This is a genomic window from Streptomyces sp. WELS2 (assembly GCF_013870595.1).
Lineage (GTDB): Bacteria > Actinomycetota > Actinomycetes > Streptomycetales > Streptomycetaceae > Streptomyces.
Window position 1 is genome coordinate 1 of record NZ_JACBWZ010000415.1, and the last position, 5490, is coordinate 5490.

The window sequence follows — 5490 nt, forward strand, 5'->3', positions numbered from 1 at the left end:
AGGAGGTTGTGCCGGAGGCGTCACGACACTCTCACGGCCGTCCCGCGAGTCCGGAGAGTGGGCAGCTGCTCGCGCAGCCGCGCCGCCAGCTCCGAGGCGCGCAGCCGGGAGGCGGGTGCCTTGGCCAGGCACTGCACGAGCAGCTGCCACAGCTCCTCGGGGATGCCGGGCAGCGGTACGACGGTCTCGGTGACGTGCCGGCGCAGCACCGCGCCGGGGTGTCCGCCGCCGAAGGGCGTGAAACCGGCCAGCAGCTCGTACAGGACCGTCGCCAGGGCGTAGATGTCCACGGCGGCGCGCGGCGGCAGGCCCTCCACGATCTCGGGGGCCAGGTAGTCCGGGGTGCCGATGATCTTCGTGGCGCGGGTCCGCCGGGGCGAGTCGATCAGCTTGGCCACGCACAGCACACCGGCCCCCTGAGGCCGCGGACGGGACGCGGCCCGGCCGAGGACGCTTGCCACAGCCGTTACGCTGGAAGGCGTGGCAGTCGTCGATGTATCCGAAGAGCTGAAGTCCCTCTCCTCGACCATGGAGTCGATCGAGGCCGTCCTGGACCTCGACAAGATGAGGGCAGATATCGCCGTGCTCGAGGAGCAGGCGGCCGCGCCGTCCCTGTGGGACAACCCGGACGAGGCGCAGAAGATCACCAGCAAGCTCTCCCACCTCCAGGCCGAGGTCAGGAAGGCGGAGGCGCTGCGCGGCCGGATCGACGACCTCGCGGTCCTCTTCGAGATGGCCGAGGAGGAGGACGACCCGGACACCCGCGCCGAGGCCGAGTCCGAGCTGGCCTCGGTGAGGAAGGCGCTGGACGAGATGGAGGTCCGTACCCTCCTGTCCGGCGAGTACGACTCCCGCGAGGCGCTCGTCAACATCCGCGCCGAGGCCGGCGGCGTCGACGCGGCCGACTTCGCCGAGAAGCTCCAGCGCATGTACCTGCGCTGGGCCGAGCAGCGCGGCTACAAGACGGAGCTGATCGAGACGTCGTACGCCGAAGAGGCCGGCATCAAGTCGACCACCTTCGCCGTGCAGGCGCCGTACGCCTACGGCACCCTCTCCGTCGAGCAGGGCACGCACCGCCTGGTGCGCATCTCGCCGTTCGACAACCAGGGCCGCCGCCAGACGTCCTTCGCGGGCGTCGAGGTGCTGCCGGTCGTGGAGCAGTCCGACCACGTCGAGATCGACGAGTCCGACCTGCGGATCGACGTCTACCGCTCCTCCGGCCCCGGCGGCCAGGGCGTCAACACGACCGACTCCGCCGTCCGCATCACCCACCTGCCCACCGGCATCGTGGTCTCCTGCCAGAACGAGCGGTCGCAGATCCAGAACAAGGCCACCGCGATGAACGTCCTCCAGGCCAAGCTGCTGGAGCGGCGCCGGCAGGAGGAGCAGGCCAAGATGGACGCCCTCAAGGGCGACGGCGGCAACTCCTGGGGCAACCAGATGCGTTCGTACGTGCTGCACCCCTACCAGATGGTCAAGGACCTGCGCACCGAGCACGAGGTGGGCAACCCGGAGGCCGTGTTCAACGGTGAGATCGACGGGTTCCTGGAGGCCGGGATTCGCTGGCGCAAGCAGCAGGAGAAGTAACTTTGTCGACATGACAACTGCCGTCCAGTGGGCGGCAGTTGTTCTTTTGTCCGGGTTTTACATCACACTCACAGGCTTCAATTCCCCGCAAACGCCACCCCTTCGGACAATGCGCCCGCAACGCCCTTGACGTTGCTTTGAAAAATCGGAAGGGTGGGGCGGCGGCATGCGTACTCGCGGAGCGCATGTGAACCGGGGGATCGAGTTGACGCACTCTTCGTCACCAGCTGCCTCCGTCGATCACGGCACGCCCGCCCCATGCGCCGCCTCATTGACGAACAGCTACTGGGGGTAGCAACCATATGACGAAGAAGACGCGGATCCGGGTCGCGCGGATAGCCGCCGGCGCCGTGATCGCGGCCGGTGCCTCGCTGACCGCGGCGGGCGCGGCTTCCGCCCTGGACCTCGATGTCCAGGCGGGTCCGATCCGCCTCGGCGTGAGCGGTGTCGGCGCCGACGGCGGGAACACCGACGGTGGCGGCTGCCCGGTCGCCATCTGCACCGACGGCGGCACGACCGGCGACCCGTCCACGACCGGCGGTGACCCGTCCACCACGGGCGGTGACCCGTCCACGACCGGTGGCGACCCCTCCACCACGGGTGGCGACCCGTCCACGACCGGCGGTGACCCCTCCACGACCGGTGGGGACCCCTCCACCACGGGCGGTGACCCGTCCACGACCGGTGGCGACCCGTCCACCACGGGCGGTGACCCGTCCACGACCGGTGGCGACCCGTCCACCACGGGCGGTGACCCGTCCACGACCGGTGGCGACCCGTCCACGACCGGCGGTGGCAACGGCAACTCGGGTGGCAACGGCAACTCGGGTGGCAACGGCAACGGCGGCAACTCGGGCGGCAACGGCACCGACGGCGGCAACGGCAACGGCGGCAACTCGGGCGGCAACGGCAACTCGGGCGGCAACGGCACCGACGGCGGCACCGGCTCCACGGGTTCCACCGGCTCGACCGACGGTTCCACCGGCTCGACCGACGGTTCCACCGGCTCGACCGACGGTTCCACCGGTGGCGACTCCGGCACCGGCGGCAACAACAACAAGCCCAACGGCGGCGGCAACAACACCGTCCCGCAGGACGCCGGCTCCTCGGCGCTGACCGACACCGGTTCCGACACCGTGGCCCAGGGCGGTGACAAGCAGCTCGCCGAGACCGGTGCCGGGCAGACCGCGTTCCTGCTCGTCGGCGCCGCGACCATGATCGCCGGCGGTATCGGCTTCCGTGTGCTGCCGCGCCTGGTCAACGGCCGGGGCGGCGCCGTGGCCTGAGCGTAACCCTGCGCTCACACACCGCACGCGCGGCACACACGTAAGGGCCCGGAGCCTGGCGCTCCGGGCCCTTACGGCGTCTTCACGCCGTCTGGTGCGCCAGCAGCGCCACCGCGGCGATCAGCACCGCCAGCAGCGCGATCAGCGCCATCGGGTTCAGCCCGTTCAGGCCCCCGAAGAAGCCCTCCTGCTGCAGTCGCTCGCGGTTGGCACGGCACACCGGGCACCGGCCCTCGCTCACGGGCGCCGCGCAGTTCGCGCACACCAACCGGTCGTACGTCATGCGCTCGCCCTCCTTGCACCGGCCATCACATGTACAACGCTCACGGGAACGGGAACGTTCCCCGGCGCTCCCGTCGTCCTTCGTCTTCCTTCTTCCACTGTGCCAGGTTCCCGCGGAGCGTGCGCGGGGCCCGTACGCGGGCGCGGGCGGGGGGTACGGACACCGGGAGGTACAAAAACGTACAAGTCTTGCCCAACCTCAGCCCGCGCCTGCGCTTGCGCACCCGGTTCGCGTATGGTCACGCTCATCTACCCCCGGCGACCCGTGGTGCATCCGTGATCCGATTCGACAACGTCTCCAAGGTCTACCCCAAGCAGACCCGCCCCGCACTCAGGGATGTCTCCCTGGAGGTGGAGAAGGGCGAGTTCGTCTTCCTCGTGGGGTCCTCCGGCTCCGGAAAGTCCACCTTCCTGCGGCTCATCCTCCGCGAGGAGCGGTGCAGCCACGGCCAGGTGCACGTGCTCGGCAAGGACCTCGCGCGCCTGTCCAACTGGAAGGTGCCGCAGATGCGCCGCCAGCTGGGCACCGTCTTCCAGGACTTCCGGCTGCTGCCGAACAAGACGGTCGCGGAGAACGTGGCCTTCGCCCAGGAGGTGATCGGCAAGTCCCGCGGCGAGATCCGCAAGTCCGTGCCGCAGGTGCTCGACCTCGTCGGGCTCGGCGGCAAGGAGGACCGGAGGCCCGGCGAGCTGTCCGGCGGTGAACAGCAGCGCGTCGCCATCGCGCGCGCGTTCGTCAACCGGCCCAAGCTGCTCATCGCCGACGAGCCCACCGGCAACCTCGACCCGCAGACCTCCGTCGGCATCATGAAGCTGCTCGACCGGATCAACCGGACGGGCACCACCGTCATCATGGCGACGCACGACCAGAACATCGTGGACCAGATGCGCAAGCGCGTCATCGAGCTGGAGAAGGGCCGCCTCGTCCGCGACCAGGCCCGCGGCGTCTACGGCTACCAGCACTGACCGCACCCAGTTCCCGAAAGGCCTGAAGAAGTAGCCATGCGCGCCCAGTTCGTCCTGTCGGAGATCGGTGTCGGTCTCCGCCGCAACCTGACGATGACCTTCGCCGTCATCGTCTCCGTCGCCCTGTCCCTGGCCCTGTTCGGCGGCTCGCTGCTGATGAGCGACCAGGTCGGCACCATGAAGGGCTACTGGTACGACAAGGTCAACGTCTCGATCTTCCTGTGCAACAAGCACGACGCGGAGAACGACGTGCACTGCGCCAAGGGCGCGGTCACCGAGGACCAGAAGAAGCAGATCCTCGCGGACCTCAAGCAGATGCCGGTCGTCGAGAAGGTGACCTACGAGTCCCAGGACGAGGCGTACAAGCACTACAAGGAGCAGTTCGGCAACTCCCCGCTGGCCGGCTCGCTGACGCCGGACCAGATGCAGGAGTCGTACCGGATCAAGCTCAAGGACCCGCAGAAGTACCAGGTGATCGCCAGCGCGTTCAACGGGCGGGACGGCGTGCAGTCGGTGCAGGACCAGAAGGGCATCCTGGACAACCTCTTCCAGCTGCTGAACCTGATGAACCGGGGCGCGCTCGGCGTGATGGCGATGATGCTGATCGTCGCCCTGCTGCTGATCGTCAACACGGTGCGCGTCTCGGCGTTCAGCCGCCGGCGCGAGACCGGCATCATGCGCCTGGTCGGCGCCTCCGGCTTCTACATCCAGGCGCCGTTCATCGCCGAGGCCGCGGTCGCCGGACTCATCGGCGGCGGCCTGGCCTGCGTGGCCCTCGTGCTCGGCCGGTACTTCACCATCGACCACGGCATGGACCTCTCCCACAAGCTGACCCTCATCAACTTCGTGGGCTGGGACGCGGTGTTGACCAAGCTGCCGCTGATCCTGGCGACCAGCGTGCTGATGCCGTCCCTGGCGGCGTTCTTCGCGCTGCGCAAGTACTTGAAGGTGTGACGCACACCAAGAAGGGCCGTACGGGCAACCGCCCGTGCGGCCCTTCGCGTTGTCCTAGACTCACCGCCATGTCAGGCCGTGACCCCCTCTGTAGTCCCCGCCGCGTCCGCCGCGGCGCCGCCCTGACACTGGTCTTCGCCGGAGTGCTGGGAGCCGGCGCCGCCACCGGCGCCTTCCCGGGGACCGGTGCCCCCCAGCGCAGGGCCGTCGCCTCCCCGGCGGACCCGGCCGGCCGGCCCGAGGCCGTGCGGGAGGCCGCCGCCGCGGCGATGGCCGCCGGCAAGTCCCCGACGGAGGCCGCCGAACGGGCCGTCAGCCGCAGCGGCGACCGCTGGGCGGCCGTCTACTCCGAGGGCGAGTACGAGGAGTTCCAGGACGCCCTCGACGGCCGCTACACCGGCGTCGGCCTGTGGGT

5 protein-coding genes and 2 pseudogenes are annotated in these 5490 nt (G+C 69.6%); 5 read left to right on the forward strand and 2 right to left on the reverse strand.

Annotated features, from left to right (window positions below):
* Positions 1-53: 53 nt before the first annotated feature.
* Positions 54-398: pseudogene (locus tag H5J33_RS21965) on the reverse strand (protein kinase); the annotation flags it as partial.
* Positions 399-480: 82 nt separating this feature from the next.
* Here H5J33_RS21965 and prfB point away from each other — a divergent pair.
* Positions 481-1587, forward strand: a complete 1107-nt coding sequence (prfB, locus tag H5J33_RS21970; protein ID WP_181796637.1) for a peptide chain release factor 2 — start codon at positions 481-483, stop codon at positions 1585-1587.
* Positions 1588-1889: 302 nt separating this feature from the next.
* Positions 1890-2873, forward strand: coding sequence for a hypothetical protein (locus H5J33_RS21975; protein ID WP_181796638.1), 984 nt, complete (start codon positions 1890-1892; stop codon positions 2871-2873).
* A gap of 82 nt (positions 2874-2955) precedes the next feature.
* On the opposite strand, the gene H5J33_RS21980 is transcribed toward H5J33_RS21975, so the two are convergent.
* Positions 2956-3156 carry a hypothetical protein gene (locus tag H5J33_RS21980; protein ID WP_030782860.1) on the reverse strand — a complete coding sequence of 67 codons (201 nt, stop codon included), beginning with the start codon at positions 3154-3156 and terminating at the stop codon, positions 2956-2958.
* A 275-nt stretch (positions 3157-3431) separates the two neighbouring features.
* Between H5J33_RS21980 and ftsE the strand changes: the two genes are divergently transcribed.
* The 3 genes and pseudogenes from ftsE to H5J33_RS21995 all read left to right on the forward strand — a co-directional run.
* Positions 3432-4121 (forward strand): cell division ATP-binding protein FtsE, encoded by a 690-nt coding sequence (gene ftsE, locus H5J33_RS21985; RefSeq protein WP_030610589.1) that lies wholly within the window; start codon positions 3432-3434, stop codon positions 4119-4121.
* Between the two features lie 36 nt (positions 4122-4157).
* On the forward strand, positions 4158-5075 hold the full coding sequence (gene ftsX / locus H5J33_RS21990; RefSeq protein WP_181796639.1) for a permease-like cell division protein FtsX: 918 nt from the start codon (positions 4158-4160) through the stop codon (positions 5073-5075).
* A 68-nt stretch (positions 5076-5143) separates the two neighbouring features.
* A pseudogene (locus tag H5J33_RS21995) lies at positions 5144-5490 on the forward strand (peptidase S41); the annotation flags it as partial.

Coding starts and splice junctions, on each gene's coding strand:
- H5J33_RS21975 (WP_181796638.1), top strand. CDS start 1,890: ATGACGAAGAAGACGCGGATCCGGGTCGCGCGGATAGCCGCCGGCGCC.
- H5J33_RS21980 (WP_030782860.1), bottom strand. CDS start 3,156: ATGACGTACGACCGGTTGGTGTGCGCGAACTGCGCGGCGCCCGTGAGC.
- ftsX (WP_181796639.1), top strand. CDS start 4,158: ATGCGCGCCCAGTTCGTCCTGTCGGAGATCGGTGTCGGTCTCCGCCGC.